General features: G+C 71.8%; 1 protein-coding gene and 1 pseudogene. Both read right to left on the bottom strand.

Features of this window, described 5'->3' with window-relative positions; genetic code table 11:
* Positions 1-257, bottom strand: a pseudogene (locus tag D3D02_RS18715) (histidine kinase); the annotation flags it as partial.
* A gap of 60 nt (positions 258-317) precedes the next feature.
* Positions 318-556, bottom strand: a 239-nt coding sequence (locus D3D02_RS18710) for an EamA family transporter (RefSeq protein WP_147435732.1), incomplete at its 5' end; no start/stop codon positions are given.

The following is a 556-nucleotide window of genomic DNA, read 5'->3' as shown; positions in this document are numbered from 1 at the left end:
ATCACCGGCACGTGGGACGGGAGCGCGGCGAGTCCGTCCGCGACGCCGCCGTCCGTCGCGGCCGAGGCGGTGACGACGACTCCGCAGGTGCCTTCTAACGGCTCCTCGCCGTCTCGGTCGTCGCCGAAGTCAGTGGGAGCGAGCGTCCGAAGTGACGGCCCGCCCGCGCCGTTCCACGCGGCCTCGACCGCACGGGCCACGCGTTCGCTGCCGCTCTCGTCGTCGCCAACGAACGCGACGACCGTTCGCCGGTCCATACCCGACCCACCCGTTCCGCGGTCTTGAGCGTTTACCCCAAAATATCGGCGCTGAAAACGCTACGACGAGTTCGCCGTCGCGGTGACGTAGATACCCACGAGGACCACGCAGCCGCCGGCGACCGTCGCCGGAGTGGGCGTCTCCGACAGCAGCGCGGCCGCGAGCAGCGTCGCGCCGACCGGCTCGCCGAGCAGCGAGACGGAGACGACGCTCGACTCCAGGTGCGCGAGCGCCCAGTTGAGGACCGTGTGGCCGAGCAGCCCCGGCCCGACCGCGAGCCCGGCGAACAGGAGCCACT

This window comes from Halobellus sp. Atlit-38R (assembly GCF_003665925.1).
Taxonomy (GTDB): Archaea; Halobacteriota; Halobacteria; order Halobacteriales; family Haloferacaceae; genus Haloquadratum; species Haloquadratum inordinatus.
Note: the sequence above shows the minus strand (reverse complement) of the source record. Positions and strands in the feature narration are given on the sequence as shown.